At 62.4% G+C, this 18,268-nt stretch carries 20 protein-coding genes; 3 read left to right on the top strand and 17 right to left on the bottom strand.

Going from position 1 to position 18,268, the window contains the following annotated elements:
* Positions 1–22: 22 nt before the first annotated feature.
* The 3 genes from K5845_RS17635 to K5845_RS17645 form a co-directional block, all read right to left on the bottom strand.
* Positions 23–337: an ArsR/SmtB family transcription factor gene (locus K5845_RS17635; RefSeq protein WP_012092668.1), complete on the bottom strand. Its 315-nt coding sequence runs from the start codon at positions 335–337 to the stop codon at positions 23–25.
* Positions 334–1,380: a cation diffusion facilitator family transporter gene (locus K5845_RS17640; RefSeq protein ID WP_040128397.1), complete on the bottom strand. Its 1,047-nt coding sequence runs from the start codon at positions 1,378–1,380 to the stop codon at positions 334–336. The genes K5845_RS17635 and K5845_RS17640 overlap by 4 nt, the downstream gene beginning before the upstream one ends.
* A gap of 156 nt (positions 1,381–1,536) precedes the next feature.
* Entirely contained in the window at positions 1,537–3,042 is a 1,506-nt protein-coding gene (locus K5845_RS17645; protein WP_012092670.1) for an MFS transporter, read from the bottom strand.
* Between K5845_RS17645 and K5845_RS17650 the strand changes: the two genes are divergently transcribed.
* Together K5845_RS17650 and K5845_RS17655 are read left to right on the top strand one after the other, a co-directional pair.
* Positions 2,963–3,151 (top strand): hypothetical protein, encoded by a 189-nt coding sequence (locus K5845_RS17650; RefSeq protein ID WP_287959646.1) that lies wholly within the window; start codon positions 2,963–2,965, stop codon positions 3,149–3,151. The two genes, K5845_RS17645 and K5845_RS17650, sit on opposite strands and share 80 nt — an antisense overlap.
* Before the next feature lie 360 nt (positions 3,152–3,511).
* Positions 3,512–3,727 (top strand): heavy-metal-associated domain-containing protein, encoded by a 216-nt coding sequence (locus K5845_RS17655; protein WP_012092671.1) that lies wholly within the window; start codon positions 3,512–3,514, stop codon positions 3,725–3,727.
* A gap of 81 nt (positions 3,728–3,808) precedes the next feature.
* Here K5845_RS17655 and K5845_RS17660 read toward each other — a convergent pair whose 3' ends face one another.
* The 9 genes from K5845_RS17660 to K5845_RS17700 all read right to left on the bottom strand — a co-directional run bounded on the left by K5845_RS17660 (position 3,809) and on the right by K5845_RS17700 (position 13,017).
* Entirely contained in the window at positions 3,809–4,312 is a 504-nt protein-coding gene (locus tag K5845_RS17660; protein ID WP_012092672.1) for a YqaA family protein, read from the bottom strand.
* 68 nt (positions 4,313–4,380) lie between these two features.
* Entirely contained in the window at positions 4,381–5,934 is a 1,554-nt protein-coding gene (gene copM, locus K5845_RS17665; protein WP_151665536.1) for a CopM family metallochaperone, read from the bottom strand.
* A gap of 118 nt (positions 5,935–6,052) precedes the next feature.
* A complete protein-coding gene (locus K5845_RS17670) occupies positions 6,053–6,463 on the bottom strand; it encodes a hypothetical protein (protein WP_028034404.1) in 411 nt (136 codons plus the stop codon).
* Positions 6,460–6,627 carry a hypothetical protein gene (locus tag K5845_RS17675; RefSeq protein ID WP_186398809.1) on the bottom strand — a complete coding sequence of 56 codons (168 nt, stop codon included), beginning with the start codon at positions 6,625–6,627 and terminating at the stop codon, positions 6,460–6,462. Before K5845_RS17675 ends, K5845_RS17670 begins: the two co-directional genes overlap by 4 nt.
* Positions 6,628–6,641: 14 nt before the next feature.
* Positions 6,642–7,130, bottom strand: a complete 489-nt coding sequence (locus tag K5845_RS17680) for a DUF411 domain-containing protein (protein ID WP_012092675.1) — start codon at positions 7,128–7,130, stop codon at positions 6,642–6,644.
* A gap of 300 nt (positions 7,131–7,430) precedes the next feature.
* Positions 7,431–9,818, bottom strand: a complete 2,388-nt coding sequence (locus K5845_RS17685; RefSeq protein ID WP_012092676.1) for a heavy metal translocating P-type ATPase — start codon at positions 9,816–9,818, stop codon at positions 7,431–7,433.
* Between the two features lie 105 nt (positions 9,819–9,923).
* Entirely contained in the window at positions 9,924–10,895 is a 972-nt protein-coding gene (locus K5845_RS17690) for a cation diffusion facilitator family transporter (RefSeq protein ID WP_012092677.1), read from the bottom strand.
* Positions 10,896–10,958: 63 nt separating this feature from the next.
* A complete protein-coding gene (locus K5845_RS17695) occupies positions 10,959–12,467 on the bottom strand; it encodes a multicopper oxidase family protein (protein WP_012092678.1) in 1,509 nt (502 codons plus the stop codon).
* A 73-nt stretch (positions 12,468–12,540) separates the two neighbouring features.
* Positions 12,541–13,017, bottom strand: coding sequence for a hypothetical protein (locus tag K5845_RS17700; protein ID WP_197057541.1), 477 nt, complete (start codon positions 13,015–13,017; stop codon positions 12,541–12,543).
* On the opposite strand from K5845_RS17700, the gene K5845_RS17705 reads away from it, so the two are divergent.
* Entirely contained in the window at positions 13,016–13,477 is a 462-nt protein-coding gene (locus tag K5845_RS17705) for a c-type cytochrome (RefSeq protein WP_028034407.1), read from the top strand. The two genes, K5845_RS17700 and K5845_RS17705, sit on opposite strands and share 2 nt — an antisense overlap.
* A gap of 106 nt (positions 13,478–13,583) precedes the next feature.
* Here the strand turns inward: K5845_RS17705 and K5845_RS17710 are convergent, their stop codons facing one another.
* Genes K5845_RS17710 through K5845_RS17730 form a run of 5 tightly spaced genes read right to left on the bottom strand, consistent with a single transcriptional unit; the run spans position 13,584 to position 18,231 of the window.
* A complete protein-coding gene (locus K5845_RS17710) occupies positions 13,584–13,790 on the bottom strand; it encodes a hypothetical protein (RefSeq protein ID WP_028034408.1) in 207 nt (68 codons plus the stop codon).
* Positions 13,791–13,792: 2 nt separating this feature from the next.
* Positions 13,793–14,308 (bottom strand): Cu(I)-responsive transcriptional regulator, encoded by a 516-nt coding sequence (gene cueR, locus K5845_RS17715; RefSeq protein ID WP_012092680.1) that lies wholly within the window; start codon positions 14,306–14,308, stop codon positions 13,793–13,795.
* 20 nt (positions 14,309–14,328) lie between these two features.
* Positions 14,329–15,345, bottom strand: coding sequence for a 2Fe-2S iron-sulfur cluster-binding protein (locus tag K5845_RS17720; protein WP_012092681.1), 1,017 nt, complete (start codon positions 15,343–15,345; stop codon positions 14,329–14,331).
* Between the two features lie 11 nt (positions 15,346–15,356).
* Complete coding sequence (locus K5845_RS17725; protein ID WP_012092682.1) at positions 15,357–15,620, bottom strand: glutaredoxin family protein; 264 nt, start codon at positions 15,618–15,620, stop codon at positions 15,357–15,359.
* Between the two features lie 52 nt (positions 15,621–15,672).
* Complete coding sequence (locus K5845_RS17730) at positions 15,673–18,231, bottom strand: heavy metal translocating P-type ATPase (protein ID WP_012092683.1); 2,559 nt, start codon at positions 18,229–18,231, stop codon at positions 15,673–15,675.
* Positions 18,232–18,268: the final 37 nt, after the last annotated feature.

Raw genomic sequence — 18,268 nt, forward strand, 5'->3', positions numbered from 1 at the left:
CATCGCCAAGAAGCCTTGTTTGTCAGTCATCAAAGTGCTCCTCGTCGATGTGGGTTGCCATGTCGATCAGCATGTCGCTCACGTGACTGTCTGCCACTTCGTAGAAAACCTGCTTTGACCGACGCTCCCCCCTGACGAGCCGTGCACCTCTGAGCAGGCGTAAATGGTGGCTAACCAGTGTCTGCGACAGTCCCAGGCTCTCAACAATGTCGCCGACGGACTTTGGACCCGGCAGGCAAAAGAGCAGAATTCTCAGCCGTGTAGGATCGCCCAGCAGGCGAAAAGTCTCTGCCAGTACGGTTACGTCGTTCTGCGACAGGGACGGGGCTTGCTTCAACGTTCATGCTCCTGCTTGCTGTGGACATGCTCAGGCCCATGGTTGTGGTGATGCCCATCATGGTCGTGTCGATCCCCATGCGCGTGCCCCGTCAAGGCAGAGGCTTGCGACAGGCTGCACGCGTCCGCATCGTCATTCCAGTCGATGGCGATGGTCGGATGTTCGATCTTAAACTGTGACTTCAACTCACGCTCGACCGCGCGCATCACCGAGCGAGCATCGACATCGGCTTTCGGCCGCACATGTAGGGTGGCCAAGGTCCGCCCGGACGTGATCGACCAGACATGGATGTGGCTCACCGACGCCACGTCAGCGATGTTCTCGACAAGATGGCGTTCGATCTTCTCGGGCGTCGCGTTATCTGGCGCACCTTCAAGCAGGATATGTATCGACTTGCCGAGGAGATTCCACGCGGCGCGCAGGATCAGCAGGGAGACAAACACCGAGAGGATAGGATCGATCAGCGTCCAACCCGTGTACATGATCACGATGGCGGCTGAAACCGCTGCCACAGAGCCGAGGAGGTCGCCCAACACATGAAGGATGGCACCCTTGATGTTCACGTGCTCGGTATCTCCGCGCGTCAGAATCCAGAACACGAGAATATTGATGAGGAGCCCCGCAATGGCGACGCCAAGCATCGGACCCGCGAGGATAACATGCGGTTCCTGAAAGCGCTGCCAGGCTTCATAGACAATCCAGACGACGATCGCGAATAGCGTGATTGCGTTGATAAAACCGGCAAGGACCTCGAAACGCAGATAGCCAAAGGTCCGCTTGGAGTCTGCCGCCCGCCGTCCGAACCGAAAGGCGGCATAAGCTAGCGCCAGCGCAGCCGCGTCGCTCAGCATATGTCCAGCGTCGGCGAGCAGCGCCAGCGATCCTGAGATCAGACCGCCGATCACCTCCACGATCATGAACGTGAGGATCAGGAAGAACGAGAGAAGGACCTTGCGCTCATTATCGCTCGTGACGGTCGGCGCATGGGAGTGATCATGGGAATGGTCATCATGAGAATGACCATGGCTGTGTGAATGGGACATTTCAGGGCTCATGCGGTTGACATACAACACATGAATATGTGTTCATATGTTGTATGTCAACCGCTCCGCTTGCAATTCGTCCAAGCAGGCGTCTGCGCAAGGCCTACGGCGGGTAGCGCGCCACGGAACCGCGCCGTAGGCTTAATGACTATCCTGTCAATGGACAGCGATCGTGCCGGTAGAAACCTGTCCCCTCTTAGCGTTGACCAGAACCGCGGCAATGACTGCGGCAATCACGAGGGCAGCTCCAGCTCCCGCAAGCGCAAGACCATAACCGTGGATCAGCGCATCGCTGGCCGATCTCACTAGCCCGGCGTCACCCGTCTCCCGCCCGCGATAGAGGGCGGCGAGTGCACCCGGCAACCTGCCAGCCGTGGCAGAGACTGCGATGGTCGAAAGGACGGCCAGCCCCAAGGCGACGCCGATCTGTTGCGAGGCGTTGAAGAGCGCCGATGCGATGCCCGTCTCCTGTGTCTGCACGCCTTTGACGGCGGTCAGCGCCAGTGCAATCACGGCCCCCACGAAACCGAAAGCGGTGAGGAAGGCCGCGGGCATGAAGTGCCACATATAGTTGAGTTCCTGTCCGATATTGGCGAGCCAGAACAAGGCAGCGCCGCCTATTAGTGCGGCGGGCGCTGCCACCTCGCGCGGCGCAAACCGCGTGACAAGCTTGGAACTGACAATGGCCCCAACGATAATACCCGCACCGAATGGCAGGAACGCCAGCGCGGTCATGATCGGGCTGTAGCCGAGGATGTGCTGCAAATAGAGCGTCAGCAGATAGATCATCCCCATCGGACCGAAGCCCAGCAGCAGCATGGCGAGGTAGGAACCCGCCCGGTTGCGCTCCTTGAACAGACGTGGCGGCAGAAGCGGGTCTTTGCTGCGCGACTGCAAGATCAGGAACAGCGGCAGCAGGATCGCGGCGGTAGCGAACGAGGCGAGCGTGATGCTGTCCGTCCAGCCATGTTCGCCGCCACGGGTGATCCCATAGACGAGCGCGGCCATGCCCACAATGCTGGTGAGCGCGCCGGTGAAGTCCGGGCGGCCTTTGTGCAGTTCCGCCTCGACAAGCGTTCTTGACCCCGCCAGCACAGCCAGGCCGATGGGAATGTTGATGAAGAAGGCCCAGCGCCAGCCCAGCAGCCCCGTCAGCAGCCCGCCGAGGATCAGCCCGGCGATGATACCAAGGCCGGACATTGCTCCGTAAACGGCCATCGCTCCGTTGCGCGCCTTGCCTTCGGGGAAGGTCGTCGCGATCAAGGCAAGAGCATTGGGGGCCGTCAGCGCCGCACCCACGCCCTGTAGACCGCGTGACGCGATTATGCTCATGCTGTCCTGGGCAAGCCCGACGAACAGGGAAGCAATGGTGAAGATCGCCATGCCCGCCTGCAGCATGCGCCGCCGGCCATAGATATCGCCCAACCTGCCGCCGAACAGCAGCAGTCCACCAAAGGCGAGAACGTAGGCGTTGATCACCCAAGGCAGGCTCGCAGCCGACATTCCGAGTTCGTTCTGGAGTGTCGGCAGGGCGATGTTCGCGATGGTATCGTCAAGCACCACCATGAGCTGAGCCGTCGCAATGACGGCCAGCGGCAATGTCGTGCTTGCAGGTGACGAAGCCACCGGAGGCTTCGGCGTTTGGGGGGAGAGCGTAGACATCCGGAGTTCCTGTTATTTTTCATGGGGCGTTCAGATGTCGCAGACCCCTAATCCTTCCAACGGCTGGAAGGTCAAGAACAAATTGCTTCCCAAATCCGCTGAAACTTGATCTATAAGCCGATGAGCTGCACATCGCCCACATTTTGCATGCGAGAAGCGCCGATCAGGCAATGGCGATCAGTGGTCTAGCTGGCCATGACATGACCAGATTCGTCGTTCACGGACGGGCCGAGCGGCCTGGCGCGGCAGGAACGGGCGGCGGTCAGACGGTCCTAGCAGCAAATTCGCCGGAACAAGGTTCGTCTTGACATGCTTCCTTCCTGATCCATTGCACCCCAGATGGGGCTTCCAACAATGGGAAGGTCAAGGCCGCCTTGGCCGCGATATCATTTTTCCTCGTTGACCCTTGACCTTGCCAACGTGGCAAGGACCAGATTTGTCCGTGAACGCCCAACAGAGGAGAGTTCGCATGTTCCGATTCACTGCTCCCGACATGACTTGCGGCGGCTGCGCGCGCCGGGTCAACAACGCGCTTCTGAGCGTCGATCCGGCGGCTGATGTCACCACCAATCCACCCACCCGCGAAGTGACGGTCACCACGAAGGTGGACGAGCAGGTACTCCCCGCCGCCTTAACCGAGGCAGGCTATCCGGCCGAACGCAAGGACCAGTCGGCGGCCGCGTGAGGCTTCTGGGCGCGGTGGCGGCTCGGCTGCGCCCCTTCGTCTCCGCCATTCTCAACAGCTCGACTCGACGTGCAAGTACACTCAAGAACCGCTCCACCAGAGAAATGCGCCGGCGACAAAGAGATAGCGTGCCGCTTTGCCGATCGACACGAATATGAGAAAACGAGAAAGGTCAACTCGCAGTGCTCCTGCCACAACTGTCAGCGGATCGCCGATAATCGGCAGCCAGGACAAGAGTAGAGACCACACGCCATAACGTCCGTACCAATCTGATGCACGGCTAAATGACCTGTCGTCAATCGGAAACCAGCGATGGTCTCGAAACCCTGAGAGGAACCTGCCCAGCGCCCAGTTCACCAAGGAGCCGAGCACATTTCCTGCCGTTGCGACGCCCACTAGGGTGACGAGGTTGGCCTGTCCCATTGTTAGAAGAGTCAGGAGCGCTGCCTCGGACGACCCTGGTAGGAGGGTCGCCGACGTGAACGCGCTTACGAAAAGGGCGGCATATGCGACAAGATCAGTTCCGATGTCTGCAACCAATGCCGTGCTGCCTCGAAGTTCGTCATGCACGCCGGCTCTGCTCATCGACGCCAATAGCTATTCTCAATTCTCAAGTCTGGCGCCAGAGCTGTTTCGCTCCGGCGCCGCGCTGCTTACTGGTTCGATCCGGCGTAGACTATGCCGTTCGGGCGATCGCCGACCGGCACGGTCTTGAGCACTTCCTGGCTCGCCACGTCGATGATCGAAACGCTGTCATCGGCAATGTTCGTTACGAACACGAATGCCCCGTCAGCCGATGCCGAGACGCCGTGGGCGCCGCTCCCGGTGGTGATCGTCTCGATCACGTTTCCGGACTCAATCTCGATCACGGAGACCGTGTCGTTCGGTTCCGCCTCGGTGCCCTGATTGGCCACATAGACGTAGGCTCCATCCGGGGTGGCGAACATCTGGATCGGGTTCGGCCCGACGTCGATCCTGTTCGTCACCTCGCGGGATGCGGTGTCGATGACGGCCACCCGGTTCTCGTCTCGAAGAGAGACGTAGACCTGATCGCCCGAGGGCGTGAACCCGACCTGAACAGGCGCTGCGCCCACCGGAATGCGCGCAACCTCGGTCAGCTCCTGCGTGTCGATGACGGAGACCGAGCCGTCCTCGACATTGGCCACATAGAGCTCGCTCTCATCCGGGTTGAGGCGCAGCCCGTGCGGATAGGCTCCGGTCGTGATGTGCTCGATCACCGAAGCCGCTGCGAGATCAACGACCGCAATCTCGTTCCCGCCGGACAGCGAAACATAGGCGCGGCCGCTACGATCGGCGACGACATGCGCCGGATGCGCACCGACTTCTACAGTGCCGACGGGTTGTGACAGCTGCTGCGGATCGAGCACCACCAGAAGCCCGTTGCCGGCATCGGCATGTCCCTGGTCATCCGATCCGTGAGCGTGATCGGAGGCAGCGCTCCCGACGGCGAGCAACAGCCTCCCGTCCGGTGTCCGATCGACATTGTGCGGTGAGACTCCGATCTGCACCGTCTCGACCGAACCCGTGCCGAGTTCGATGGCGCTGATCGAATTGTCGCCCTCGTTGGCGGAGTACACGGTTCCGCCTGTCTCGACCAAGCCGGCAGGCTGCTGGCCGGCATTCCTGTCCAGCCACGCCTGCATTTCGGCGATCTCACGTTCCTGTGCTTCAATGATCTGAGACGCCCACTCTCTTGTCTGCGGGTCATCTCCGTATCGCTGCACGATCTTCGCCATGTCGACCGCACCCTGATGGTGCGGGATCATGCCCCGGATGAAAGCGACGTCCGGGTCCTCGGCCATGACGCCCTCCATCATCGGACCGTGCATCTCCTCCATCGCATCGACATAGGCCTTGGTGAAGTCGGCGACATCGGCGTCGGCTGGAGCCGACTCTCCGCCTTGGGGAGCGGCCATCCCACCGTGCATCATGCCGCCCTGCATCATCTGCTGCATGGCGTCCATGCACGCTTGGGGCATGGTCTCCATCATGGCCCGGCATTCCTTCGGCATGTCCTGCATCGAAGGCATCTGTCCTGAAGTGGACATGGAGGCAGGGGCCCGTTCCTCCTGGGCCTGCGGCGTCTGAGGGTGATGGGCGTCATGCTCTGCCTGCTGCGCCAGAGCAGCGCCGGAGACTCCCATCAAGAGACTGGCAGAAAGGGCAACTATTGTTCGGTACGTCATGGTTCATCCTTTGGCACCGGAGAGCCGCGTCTAATTTCTGGACGCGCGCCTACCGTGGCTTCGTCTGACTGTTTGCTGCTTGAGTGCCGAGAAGAACACCTCCCGGCCGATGCGTTCACTACGCAGGGGCGGTCAGACGCGGTGGTGTCAGGAGGACTGAAGGATTTCGGCCCAGATCGCTGGCCTGGAAACCGAGCAATGGCTCGCCGTCCGAGGATGGCATCACAGGCGGCGCCTCGGGTAGCAGGGCAACAATGGTGCAGAGCTGGCCGCAATCGCGGTCCGGCGCCGTTTCAGTGTGACAGCATCGTTCGTCCGCAGCCTTGCTTCGGTCGTCGGAGTAATTCGAATGGGCCTCATGCTGTGCACCCGCAACGGTCTGATCCTGATACGAGCCGTGTGTGCCCGGGCTGGCATGCGCCGCTGCCAGGAAAACAAAAGCGCTGAACGCAAGCAGCAGCAGGCCTGTCAGGAACTGGCGGAGCCAGTCGCCTTTCGATCCGAAAGCCGCAGTCGAGCTCCTGCTCATGGCTTGGCTTCTTTGTCGAGGTCGGGATGGAGAGTTGCCACGCACCAGATGACATCCTTGCGGCCGTCAGTATCCGAGCCCAGGCAACCAGAGCTCCTGACAAAGGCAGGGTCTGCCCCGCAGGCCCGGTTCTGGATCGGACTGATGGCGACCGGATGGATCATGAGCACCGTTCCACTCAGATCTCCCGCGCGCCGCGGAAACGCCCGAAGGTTTTCTGGACGGAAGGGCCGAACAGGAACACCTCGTATGGCTCGGGGACCACGCCGGGAAAGTCCATGCCGGGGGAGCCGGCGGGCATTCCGGGAACCGCAAGCCCTGTCGCGAGCGGGCGCGCGGCCAGGAGGCGGCGAAGCGCGGCGGCCGGCACATGTCCTTCGATGACATAGCCGTCCACTTCGGCCGTATGGCAGGAGTACAACGCCGCCGGGACGCCGAGCCGCTGCTTGAGGCTTTCGACCTCGCTCGATTCCACGACGCTCACCGGGAAGCCGGCCGCCTCGATATGCTCGACCCATGCGCCGCAGCACCCGCAATTCGTATCCTTGGTGACGGTCACCAGAGGCAGTCCTGCCGAGCGAACCGTTCCCGCCGTTGAGAGCAGGAGGGGGAACGCGGTGGCGCTGGCGAGGAAGGAGCGCCTGCTGATCATATGGATGGTTTGCATCTCAGTTCCTCCATCTGGGCCGCAACTTCGTCAAAGCTGGATCACCGGAAAAATACGTATTTGATCAAAGCGGCGGCGGTAAGGAGCACGAGCACCAGAAGAACGATGCCCCACATCATCCCGCCCGACATCATGACATTGCATCATGGCCTGTTCTGCCCTTCCGTCGCAAAGATACTCATAGCGGCCCCCTTCGCCGCAGACTTTGACTTAGCGCAAGGATGGGACGGTATCCGGGCTGTTGGCGCCACCATCGTCACCAATTTTTCCAGATGGAGGACCTTCGCCCACGTCAGCCTCCTACAATCTCGTGACCCGCAGCCGGGAGGCGTTCGCGATGACGCTCACCGACGACAGCGCCATGGCGGCGGCCGCGATGATCGGCGACAGCAGGATGTCGAAGAACGGGTAGAGCACCCCGGCCGCCACCGGCACGCCGAGCGCGTTGTAAATGAAGGCGAAGAATAGGTTCTGGCGGATGTTGCGCATGACAGCCTCCGAGAGCCGGCGCGCGCGGACGATGCCCGTGAGATCGCCCTTGAGCAATGTGACGCCTGCGCTTTCCATTGCCACATCGGTACCGGTGCCCATGGCGATGCCCACATCGGCCGCCGCCAGCGCCGGTGCGTCGTTCACGCCGTCGCCTGCCATCGCCACCACCTCGCCTGCCGCCTTGTGACGCTGCACGACCGCGCTTTTCTGGTCGGGCAGGACCTCGGCCTCGACCTCGTCGATGCCGAGCCGGCGGGCGACCGCCTTGGCCGTGGTCCAGTTATCACCCGTAAGCATGACAACGCGGATTCCCTGCGCCTTCAGCGCGGCAAGCGCCTCGGGCGTCGAGGGCTTGACCGGATCGGCGATGGCGAAGATGGCAGCGATGCGGTTGTCCACTCCCATGAAGATCGCGGTTGCCCCGTCCTCGCGCAGCCGGTCGGCCTCATCCGCCAGTGGGGCGACATCAACGCCTTGCTCGGCTAGGAACTTGGCATTTCCAAGGGGAATGCGCTTGCCTTCGACCGTGCCGTAGGCGCCTTTGCCGGTCGGCGAGTCGAAATCCGCGACCGGTGCGGTCACGATCCCCCGCTCCTCGGCAGCGCGAACGATGGCCAGCGCCAGCGGATGCTCGCTGGCCCGCTCCACGCTGGCGGCAAGCCGCAAAGCCTCGTCCTCGGTGAACCCCGGCGCCGGCACGATTGCGGTGACGGCGGGTCGTCCCTCGGTCAGCGTACCGGTCTTGTCGACTATGATGGTATCGACCTTCTCCATATGCTCCAGCGCCTCGGCGTTCTTGATCAGCACGCCCGCCTGTGCGCCACGCCCGACGCCGACCATGATCGACATCGGCGTTGCCAGCCCGAGCGCACAGGGACAGGCGATGATCAGCACGGAAACCGCCGCGATCAGACCGAAGGAGAAGCGCGGCTCCGGACCCCAGATCGACCAGGTTATGAAGGCAAGGATTGCGACCACGATCACCGCCGGCACGAACCAGCCCGACACCTGATCGGCGAGGCGCTGGATCGGCGCGCGACTACGCTGCGCCTCGGCGACGAGCTGGACGATCTGCGACAGCATGGTGTCGCGGCCGACCTTCTTCGCCTCGATCACCAGCGCGCCGGACTGGTTCATGGTGCCGCCGATGGCGGTGGCGCCGACCTCCTTGGTGACCGGCATCGACTCGCCAGTCACCATCGATTCATCGACGGCGCTGCGTCCTTCCAGAACTTCGCCATCGACCGGCACCTTCTCGCCGGGACGCACCCGCAGGCGGTCGCCGACCCGAACGGTGTCGAGTTGAACCTCCTCCTCGGTGCCGTCGTCACGAATGATCCGGGCGGTCTTGGGGGCGAGGTCGAGCAGCGCCCGGATCGCGCCGCTGGTGCTCTCGCGCGCCCGCAATTCCAACACCTGCCCGAGCAGCACGAGCACAGTGATGACCGCGGCCGCCTCGAAATAGACCGCGACCGAGCCGTCATGCTGGCGGAATGCATCTGGGAAGATGCCCGGCGCCAGCGTGGCGACGACGCTGTATATCCACGCCGTTCCCGTGCCCATGGCGATCAGTGTAAACATGTTGAGGCTGCGGTTGACGAGCGACTGCCAGCCACGCTGGAAGAACGGCCAGCCCGCCCAGAGAACGACCGGCGTTGCGAGGATCAGTTGCAGCCAGTTCGAGACCTGCTGCCCGATGGCATGAGTCAGCCCGAACAGATGCCCGCCCATCTCGAGAATGAACACCGGGATCGCCAGAACGAGGCCGATCCAGAAGCGGCGTGTCATGTCGATCAGTTCGACATTGGGCTCGGCCTCAAGGCTGACCAGTACCGGCTCCAGCGCCATGCCGCAGATCGGGCATGATCCGGGGCCGTCCTGCCGGATCTCAGGATGCATCGGGCAGGTATAGACCGTCCCCTCGAGAATCGGTACTACCTCCGCCGCCGCCGGATCGAGATAGCTTTCGGGCTCGGCCAGGAACTTCGCGCGGCACCCGGCCGAGCAGAAATAATAGGGCCGGCCCGCATGCTCGGCCTTGTGCTGGGCCGTGTGGGGATCGACAATCATGCCGCAGACCGGGTCCTTGACCTTGTGCGTGTCGTCCTGCGCGACGGCCCCGTGATCATGCGCATGACCTTGGGCGGAATGAGCGTGACTCTGATTCTGGTGATCGTGTTCGGTCTTGCTGGCCATTTTCACGCCTCCTCGGCGTCTTATCCTAAGCTTGCTCTTCGCCTATTCTGCGCCTTCCAACCGTTGGAAGGTCAAGAGGTGATCGGAATCCGGGGTTCCTGCCAATCAGTGATTGTCGTGGATCTTTCCGATGCTGGTCCGTTCTTGCCCCGTCTGAGACTGCATGATGTCAATCTCGGCCGCAGAGTCCTCGCCGTCGAGGCAGTATTCCTCGATCTGCAACGTCGAGAAGTAGATGTTGAAACGCTCGCGCAGGAGATTGCTTGCTTGTCGCAGCACCCGTTCGCCTTCCTGAAAGTCCCCAACGCAGACGTGGCTTGAGAATACATTGCGCCCGGATGTCAGACTCCAGGCATGGACGTGGTGCACGTCGGTAACCCCCTCTAGCTGCCGTATGGCCTCGATGGCGGCCTCCAAGTCGAGGTCTTCGGGCGTGCCTTGCAGCAGGATGTGCAATGCCTCGCGCATAATACCCCAGGAAGCCCAGAGCAGCAGCAGTCCGAAGGCCATGCCAAGCAGCGGATCGATGGCCACAAAGCCCGTGAATCGGATCACCAGCGCCGAGACGATGATGAGGAAGCTGCCGACGAAGGTCTGCAGGATGTGCCAATACGCACCCCGCATATTCAGGTTGTCCTTCTGGCGCTCGTACATGAGCCAGAGCGCGACAAGCTCGGTGGCGATGCCGCCCGCTGCGGCGATCAACATCGGCGTCGTGGCCAGTTCGATGGGCTCCATGAGGCGCATCGCGCCCATCCACAGCACGTAGAGAGCCATGGCGACGAGGAAGAGGCCGTTGAAGAGGGCCCCCAGGATCTCCGCCCGAATGTAGCCGAAGGTGCGCGAGGGGCTGGATTTTCGCTCACCCAGACGCATGGCGACCAGCGCAATGAGCACGCCGCCCACGGCCGAGAAGGTGTGGAAGGCATCCGACATGACGGCGACTGAGCCCGTCCAGATGCCGATCCCGAGTTCCACGATGAAGTAAAGGCCGGTAAGCCAGCCCGAAATGACGAGCGCTTTGCGATCACCACTCGCCGGCATGTGGCCGGCATGACCGCCGTGAGACATTGACATAGGGTTCACCTCCTTGTTGCACAGGAGGACGCCGGTGCCGGCGTCCTCCTGCCAGCACGCTGCCTATGCGCTGACCGCGAATTCGGTCATCATGCCTGTTTCAAGATGCGGCATGTGATGGCAATGCAGCATCCAGCGCGCGGCTTCTCCGGCATCGAGTGCCACGTCGACCATCGACATCGGCGGCACATACACCGTGTCCCGCTGCGCGCCCGTGACCGCACGTCCATTCAGCCCGACGACCTGGAACACATGGCCGTGGAGATGCATCGGGTGACCCATCATCGACATATTGTGGAAGGACAGCACGATCCGTTCGCCGCGCCTCGCGGTAACCGGGCGATGCTGGCCCCAGACGGCACCGTTGATCGTCCACACATAGGGCTGCATCGAGCCGCCCAGCATCACCATGTGGCTGCGGTCCACCGGCCGCTCCGGCAAGGATTCGGAAGCGATCAGGCGCGTCTCCTGCGCAAGGTCGGTGTCAAAGGCCGGTGCTTCGGTCTCTGCCAAAGCATCAATGTGCCGTATCTCGGCGCCCGGAGTGGCAAGGATCAGACCGGTGCGCTCCCGCGCGCCTTCTCGCAGCGCGAGGATCGGCCAGGCACCGCCCTCCGAAGGCAGGTCGATCTCAAGGTCGAGCCGTTGGCCCATGGCCAGACCGAACCTCGTGCCGGAGAGCGGCTGAACGGCATGGCCATCAACCGCGACGAGCCGGGCCTGCGCTTCGCCGGTGTCGAGCCAGAACACCGTCGCCGCAGCGGCGTTGATGACCCGCAGGCGGATACGCCCGCCGCGCTCGACCTGCACCACTTCCGGGTCCGAGAGCGTACGATCATTGGCAAGATAGGCGTCCCAGTCGTAGTCGTTGAGGTCCATCGTCATGCCGTCCATGGTCCCCATTCCCATCATGCCGCCCTTGGCGCCGTGATCCATGCCAGTCATCGGCATGTTTCCCATCGCGCCGTGGTTCATACCTGACATTCCGCCCGTGCCTGTGCCTGTGCCGCTTCCGTGATTGCCCGTGGCACCATGGCCGGACTTGATCTCCGCCATCACCTCTTCGGGTGCCTTGAATGAGAAATCATGCAGAAACAGTACCACCTCCTGCCGGTCAGCGGCGACATCCTCGGCGCTGCGCACGATCAGGGGCGCGGCCAGAAGGCGCATCTCGTGCAGCGGAACATGCGCGTGCATCCAATAGGTGCCGGGCAGCGGTGCGAAGTCATAGGCGCGAGTCTCGCCGGGGGCGAGCATCGGCAAGGGCATGTCGGGCACGCCATCCTGCGCATTGGGCGGGATCTGGCCGTGCCAGTGGATCAGTGTGGCGGTGTCGAGTTCGTTCGTTAGATCCACCCGGAACGGCATGCCGGGATCGAGTGTCAGGCCCTGTCCGGATGGCCCGGCAAGGCCCCAGACAGTGGCGGCGCGTCCGTCGATGTCGAGCGTGCGGCTGGCGGCGCGAAGCGATAGCGGCGTGGCGTCCTGCGCTGCCGCCATCCGGGGCACCTGAGCGTAGGCCAGCATGGCCGCGCCAGCGGCGAGAAAGCCGCGTCGTGAAAGGGTATTCATGGTCGTCTCCTCGGGACCGCAGTCCCGTTCCTCAAAGCTGTCGGAAGGCCGCGGGCCGAATGCCCGGGCGCGATCAGAGGAGACGGATCTTCGGAGGGCGTTCGTTCAGTCCGAGCGCCCGACCGGGAATGCTGGCATCAGGCGGCAGAACATAGGCGGTTGACGTGTATTGGTTTCCAGAACCACCGCTCGGTGATACGAGAAAGATTGAAAAACCTGCACAAACCAGTTCACAGGTTCCCGCATCCATGTCTGCCGATCCGCAGTGTTTGCTGGTGCATGCAGGCTCAATGCCGGCTGCAGAGTTTGTAATCTCGCCCACATGCACAGCCTGTTCCGGCGGTATGCTCATTCGTGCCGCGTGCGCGGAGAATGCCATCGTCATGACGGCGACGCCGATTATGGCAAGCATGGAGACAACGCGCGCAAACATACTGGAACGATAGGTACTACTCACCGGAATGTCTATTGCAAATGGTGTCGCACCACTGGCAAATCCTCCTTGCCATCTCGTGCGTTGCAATTCCTCGTTACTGAACATGCGTGCCATGCGAAAGAAGCTCCTAAATACATTCTGGGCAGGGTCGCTCCTCGCAGGTGCGATCGTGGCGACATTGGCTGGGTGGCATTACGCCCGTTCCGAATCCATCGCTGCGGCATCAGCGGAGGTCGTCGAGCAGGGCCGACAAGTCTATGCGGATCAATGCGCGTCTTGCCACGGTGCGAATCTCGAAGGGCAGCCGGACTGGCGCTCGCCGCCTCCCTCCGGTCGGCTGCCCGCACCGCCGCACGACGAGAGCGGCCACACCTGGCACCATGCCGATGAGATGCTGTTCCGCATCGTCAAGGAGGGTACAGCGGCCATCGTCGGAGGGAGCTATGAGAGCGACATGCCTGGTTTTGCCGATGCCCTGAGCGACGGCGAGATCCGGGCTGTCCTCGCTTTTATTAAGAGTACTTGGCCGGAACGAGAGCGCGGATATCAGGAGGAGGTCTCCCGCCGCCGCTGAGTTTCGGAGTCCCGCCTACGCGGGCAGTTGTTGACCTGCGAAGTCGGCATTGACCCGTCCCGTTTCCGGCTCATCCATCCTTGGGCCTCATTGAACGGATGATGTCCTAGTGATGCCGCTGACATTTTTTCGGAGGCACAGGAAGTTCTCCGATAGCCAGATAAGCTTGAGACAACGGCTTGTGCGAAGCTGCGACGCCGAGCCCTCGCGCATCAATCAGTTCAAGAGCCTGCAATAGCTTCTCGGCAACTTCCATGTCGCCGTCCGAACATGCCCGTTTGAACAGGTGCAGGATTTCGCCGGCAAGCGTCATGGCTATTGCTCCCTGGCACCGTGACCGCTTCTTTCCGCCTTCGCCGACACGACGGGCCTCGTGTGCTCGAACCTGTTCCCTGTCGCGCCGGAACGATCGCGGGTGTGTGTGGGGCTGGTCTCAGGGTCATCAGTCGTCGCCAACTCATCGATGATCGGGCAGTCCGGCCGGGCATTGCCCCGGCAGTTCTCGGCAAGGTGCTTGAGCGTCATGCTCATCTCCCTGAGTTCACGCGCCTTCCGTTCAAGTTCTTCGACATGCTCGAGCGCCACGCGCTTGACGTCCGCGCTCGCCCGGTCTCGGTCTCGCCAGAGCGCAAGCAGTTCCGTCATTTTCTCGACCGAGAAACCGAGATCGCGCGCACGCCTGATAAAACGCAACGTATGCACGTCCTTATCGGAGTAATCCCGGTATCCGCTATCCGTCCGCGACGCTTCCGCGATCAATCCGATCGATTCGTAGTAGCGGATCATCTTCGCCGAGACGCCTGATGCCGCCGCTGCTTTACCGATGTTCATCGCTGGTTCCTTTCTTCGACTTATGTAGGCGCTTCTTCGGGCGTAAAAAACACGTCCGCATGTATGTCCTCGCCGCGCAAGCCCAGTTCGCGAAGCATGATGCCGGAAGCATCGATCATGGCAGGCGGTCCGGCCATATATGCCTTCCAGCCATTGAGGTCCTGCACGTCACTCACGATCGCATCCGTTACCAGGCCGGTTCGGAAGTGATCGGATCGGCTCACCTCCGAAAGCACGGGCATGAAGGTGAGGTTGTCGTAGGTGCTCGCCAGAAGACTGAAATGATCGACGAGATAGAGATCACGTTCCGTCCGTGCCCCGAAATAGAGATGGATCGGCTGCCGCAGGCCGCTTGCCAGCGCCGTTTCGACAATCGACTTGATCGGCGCCAGTCCCGATCCGCCGGCGACCGCCAGAATTGGACCCGTATGCTGTTCGCGCAGAAACGAACTGCCGAGCGGCCCGCGAACCGAAACCTCGTCGCCGACCTTGAGTGACCTGGCGACGTGTTCGCTCGTCGCTCCACCGGGCACATGCCTGATGTGGAATTCGAGATGGTCTCGACCCGGCTGGTTCGCCATCGAATAGTCGCGCGCCGGAACGCCATCGAACGTCACCTGCGCATACTGGCCCGCCTTGAACGCGACGGCCTCTCCCGTTTCGACCTCCAGCCTGATTTGCCGGATGTCGTGGGTTGCGTCATCGATCGCGACAACCCGCGTGCGATAGGTGCGGACGGGAAGATCAAGCTGTTCTTCCTCCTCATCGAGCCATGCGACCGTGCAATCCGTGAGCGGCTGCGCGCGGCATGCAAGGATCAGTCCCTGAGACCGCTCATCGTCCGTCAGGGCAAAGCGCGTGTGCGGCAGAAGATCGACCTCGCCGCTGACCAGTCGGGACTTGCACGAGCCGCAGCGGCCCGAACGGCATCCATGAGGATATGCGATCCCTTCTTCTAGCGCTCTCTCCAGAATGGTTCGGCCATCCGGCACGTCGATGATGCGCCCCGCCTGCCGAATTTCGATTTGTCTTCCCATGACAATCTCCCTCAGGCGGCGCCCGATGACAGGGCTTCCGCCAGACGAGGTTTCTGGTCAGCAAAGGTGCCATAGAAGACCTGTTCGTTGACAATCGTGATCGGGGCAACGCGCACGCCGGTCCGCGCTTTCGCCTCTTCGGCGATCTGCGGATCTGACAGGTCACGCTCTTCGAATGGGACACCCTGGTCAGCAAGCCATCGCTTGACGGCATGGCAATCGGGGCAGGTTGGCGTGGTATACAGCACCACTGACGGAGTTCCCGTATTGGTCATCGCTTCATTCCTTTACATGTGGCGAGCCTGCCGAAGCAGGCTCGCCTGTTTCTCATTCCGCAGGCGCAAGTTCAGGCTGACGGGGCCGGACTGCGCCGCTTTCCGCCTGCGCGGGCGCGCGGAAGGTCTTGAGCCTCAGCGCGTTGCCGAGGACGAAGACGCTCGACAGGGCCATCGCGCCGGCGGCAAAGACCGGCGACAGCAGGATGCCGTAGGCCGGATAGAGCAGACCGGCGGCAACGGGGATCAGAGCCGTGTTGTAGGCAAAGGCCCAGAACAGGTTCTGCCGGATGTTGCCGATCGTCGCCTTGGACAGTGCGATCGCGTTCGGCACGCCTTGCAGGCTGCCCGACATCAGCACCACGTCGGCTGCCTCGATGGCAATGTCCGTACCCGTGCCGATGGCAAGGCCCACATCCGCTTCGGCCAGCGCCGGAGCGTCGTTGATGCCATCGCCGACGAAAGCGACCTTGCCATGCTGGGCTTTGAGGCGGCGTACAGCGTCGACCTTGCCGTCCGGCAGCACTTCCGCCACCACCTCGTCGATCCCCAGCCGAGCCGCGATGGCTTTTGCCGTGCGGGCATTGTCGCCGGTGATCATCGCGACCTTGAGGCCGAGATCGTGCAGCGCCTTGATCGCTGCGGGCGTCGTCTCCTTGATCGGATCGGCCACGGCGATAATCGCCGCGAGCTTGCCGTCGATGGCGGCATAGAGCGGTGACTTGCCCTCATTGCCGAGACGTTCGGCAATCTTGGCGAAGGCAGCTACGTCGTGGCCGAGGTCTGCCATGTAGCGGTCAGCGCCAATTTCGACTTGGCTGCCGCCGACCATGGCCTTGACGCCGAAACCCGTCACCGACTCGAAGTCCGACACGGCCGGCAGCGGGATGTCCTCCCCGGCGGCCGCATCCACGATCGCACGGGCGATCGGATGCTCCGACTTCGCTTCGACGGCCGCAACCAAACCGAGGACATTTGCCCGGTTGAATCCGATGGCCAGTTCCAGATCGGTGAGCGCAGGCTTGCCTTCGGTCAGTGTGCCCGTCTTGTCGACGGCGACGACCCTGGCGTCCTTGAGCAGCTGCAACGCTTCGCCCTTGCGGAAGAGCACGCCCAGTTCCGCACCGCGGCCCGTGCCCACCATGATCGAGGTCGGCGTCGCCAGACCCATGGCGCAGGGGCAGGCGATGATCAGGACGGCGACGGCATTGACCAGAGCGAAGGTCAGCGCGGGCGACGGGCCGAACCACATCCATGCGGCGAAGGTGAGGATCGCTACCGCAAACACCGCCGGCACAAAATACATCGTGACCTTGTCGACCAGCGCCTGGATCGGTAGCTTTGAGCCTTGCGCTTCCTCGACCATGCGGATGATCTGCGACAGCACCGTGTTGCCGCCGACCGCCGTCGCACGGATGGCAAAGGCGCCCTTCTGGTTCACCGTTCCGGCCACGACCTCGCTGCCATTCGTTTTGGACACCGGGATCGGTTCGCCCGTGATCATCGATTCGTCGACATAGCTCTGGCCTTCGATGACCTCGCCATCCACCGGGATGCGATCGCCGGGACGAACCTCGACGATGTCTCCCGACAGCACGGCGTCGATCGGCAGTTCGATCGTCTTGCCGTCCCTGCGCACGCGCGCCATCTTGGCCTGAAGGCCGACGAGACGCTTGATCGCCTCGGAGGTGCGTCCCTTGGCACGAGCCTCCAGCAAACGGCCGAGCAGGATCAGCGTCACGATGACGGCGGCAGCCTCGAAATAGACGTTCACCGTTCCGGCAGGCAGGAAACCGGGCGCGAAGGTCGCGACCAGCGAATAGCCATAGGCGGCGAGCGTGCCGACCGCGACCAGCGAGTTCATGTCGGGGGCGAGCCGCCACAGGGCGGGCAGCCCCTTGTCGTAAAAGCGGATACCCGGAACGAACAGGACGATGGTCGTCAACACGAACTGGATATACCAGTTCGTCTGCATGCCGATGGTTGAAGCGATCAGGTCATGCATGCCCGGAATGACGTGTGAGCCCATCTCCAGGATGAAGACAGGCACCGTCAGCACCGCCGCGATGGTGAAATCGCGGGTCAGTTCACGACGTTCCGCTTCCTTCTTTTCGGTACGATCATCCGTCTCGCCCTGGCTGGTTCCTGCCGCCGTGGCGATCACCCTGGCGTCGTATCCCGCGCCCTCGATGGCAGCCACCAAATCCGCCGCATCGGCGCTGCCCTGGATCGTGGCCTTCTCGGTCGCGAGGTTGACGACGGCATTAGTGACGCCGGGTACGGCCTTGAGCGCCTTTTCGACGCGTCCCACGCAGGATGCGCAGGTCATGCCCTCGATCGCCACTTCAAGCGAGGCTGCCGTCGGCGCGGAGAAGCTTGCCGCAACCTCATAGCCTACATCCTCCACGGCCTTGACGAGAGTGGCAGGATCGACCGCAGCGTTCGTGGTGATGCTCGCCTTTTCGGTCGCCAGATTGACGACCGCATCGGCGACGCCAGGCACGGCCTTGAGGGCTCTTTCGACACGACCTACGCAGGATGCACAGGTCATCCCCTCAATGGGGAGTGATATCGTTCCAGACAGGTCTGTTGCTCGAACGGGGGCATTCATAGCCGCCTCCTTTTTTGTCCCGAAATTCCAGTTCGGA

This window comes from Filomicrobium sp. (assembly GCF_025698805.1).
GTDB lineage: Bacteria > Pseudomonadota > Alphaproteobacteria > Rhizobiales > Hyphomicrobiaceae > Filomicrobium > Filomicrobium insigne.

What these genes read in the sequence shown, in the direction of transcription:
- K5845_RS17720 (WP_012092681.1), bottom strand. Translation starts at nt 15,345, where the DNA reads ATGGGAAGACAAATCGAAATTCGGCAGGCGGGGCGCATCATCGACGTG.
- K5845_RS17700 (WP_197057541.1), bottom strand. Translation starts at nt 13,017, where the DNA reads ATGGCACGCATGTTCAGTAACGAGGAATTGCAACGCACGAGATGGCAA.
- K5845_RS17675 (WP_186398809.1), bottom strand. Translation starts at nt 6,627, where the DNA reads ATGATCCATCCGGTCGCCATCAGTCCGATCCAGAACCGGGCCTGCGGG.
- K5845_RS17690 (WP_012092677.1), bottom strand. Translation starts at nt 10,895, where the DNA reads ATGTCAATGTCTCACGGCGGTCATGCCGGCCACATGCCGGCGAGTGGT.
- K5845_RS17655 (WP_012092671.1), top strand. Translation starts at nt 3,512, where the DNA reads ATGTTCCGATTCACTGCTCCCGACATGACTTGCGGCGGCTGCGCGCGC.
- K5845_RS17670 (WP_028034404.1), bottom strand. Translation starts at nt 6,463, where the DNA reads ATGAGCAGGAGCTCGACTGCGGCTTTCGGATCGAAAGGCGACTGGCTC.
- K5845_RS17650 (WP_287959646.1), top strand. Translation starts at nt 2,963, where the DNA reads ATGACGGCCAGCGGCAATGTCGTGCTTGCAGGTGACGAAGCCACCGGA.
- K5845_RS17730 (WP_012092683.1), bottom strand. Translation starts at nt 18,231, where the DNA reads ATGAATGCCCCCGTTCGAGCAACAGACCTGTCTGGAACGATATCACTC.
- K5845_RS17710 (WP_028034408.1), bottom strand. Translation starts at nt 13,790, where the DNA reads ATGACGCTTGCCGGCGAAATCCTGCACCTGTTCAAACGGGCATGTTCG.
- K5845_RS17640 (WP_040128397.1), bottom strand. Translation starts at nt 1,380, where the DNA reads ATGTCCCATTCACACAGCCATGGTCATTCTCATGATGACCATTCCCAT.
- K5845_RS17680 (WP_012092675.1), bottom strand. Translation starts at nt 7,130, where the DNA reads ATGCAAACCATCCATATGATCAGCAGGCGCTCCTTCCTCGCCAGCGCC.
- K5845_RS17660 (WP_012092672.1), bottom strand. Translation starts at nt 4,312, where the DNA reads ATGAGCAGAGCCGGCGTGCATGACGAACTTCGAGGCAGCACGGCATTG.
- K5845_RS17695 (WP_012092678.1), bottom strand. Translation starts at nt 12,467, where the DNA reads ATGAATACCCTTTCACGACGCGGCTTTCTCGCCGCTGGCGCGGCCATG.
- cueR (WP_012092680.1), bottom strand. Translation starts at nt 14,308, where the DNA reads ATGAACATCGGTAAAGCAGCGGCGGCATCAGGCGTCTCGGCGAAGATG.
- K5845_RS17645 (WP_012092670.1), bottom strand. Translation starts at nt 3,042, where the DNA reads ATGTCTACGCTCTCCCCCCAAACGCCGAAGCCTCCGGTGGCTTCGTCA.
- K5845_RS17705 (WP_028034407.1), top strand. Translation starts at nt 13,016, where the DNA reads ATGCGAAAGAAGCTCCTAAATACATTCTGGGCAGGGTCGCTCCTCGCA.
- K5845_RS17725 (WP_012092682.1), bottom strand. Translation starts at nt 15,620, where the DNA reads ATGACCAATACGGGAACTCCGTCAGTGGTGCTGTATACCACGCCAACC.
- K5845_RS17685 (WP_012092676.1), bottom strand. Translation starts at nt 9,818, where the DNA reads ATGGCCAGCAAGACCGAACACGATCACCAGAATCAGAGTCACGCTCAT.
- copM (WP_151665536.1), bottom strand. Translation starts at nt 5,934, where the DNA reads ATGACGTACCGAACAATAGTTGCCCTTTCTGCCAGTCTCTTGATGGGA.